The following is a 678-nucleotide window of genomic DNA, read 5'->3' on the forward strand; positions in this document are numbered from 1 at the left end:
TGTATTCTTCTGTCGATTCATCTTCTGCAAAGTCTTCGATATGCCACTTGCCATCTTTTTGTATGGATGACGAACCTTCAAGACGTTGTTGGTCTTGTCGATAGAGTTCAGCACGCGCTTTGATCATCACTTCATCATTGAAGAAATGATTGATGGCGTATGACGCGCTGTAACCATCCAAATCGCGGTTGTACAAATCTTGGCTGAAGTTACGCGTCTCTTCACCTTGCCAATACGCCGCGTTGACTAAGCTTTCCGTGTCGCCAGAACGAAATGCCAGATTGCTCGCGCCTTTGTATTTATTGCTGATCCCCGTATAAGTGCCCGTGGCGTCAACATAAAAGTCACGATCTTCTAAAAACTCGCCCGGCTGTTTGGATTTTAGAATCACAGCGCCACCAATGGCACCAGAGCCCAAAACTGAGGAGCTTGCCCCTTTCACTACTTCTAATGATTCAAGATTAGATAGATCGAACGTGTCGCGGCCCACTTTGTCATTGTTGTCATTCGCACCAAAACCGTCTGCAGAGCGAATGCCGTCACGAATGATCATAATGCGATTACCCGTCATGCCCCGAATCGTGATGTTTTGTGGACGACCAGCGCCACCCGACACACTTACCCCAGGCTCGTGACGCAGCGCATCATAAAGCTCTGTTTCACCCTTTTGTTCAATCT

At 47.8% G+C, this 678-nt stretch carries 1 protein-coding gene; it reads right to left on the bottom strand.

What is annotated here, in order from left to right; all coding sequences use genetic code 11:
* Nucleotides 1-678 (bottom strand): TonB-dependent receptor plug domain-containing protein (locus R7040_RS26940; RefSeq protein WP_318097669.1); only part of this gene is annotated, 678 nt, incomplete at both ends.

Source organism: Vibrio sp. 1069 (genome assembly GCF_033340555.1).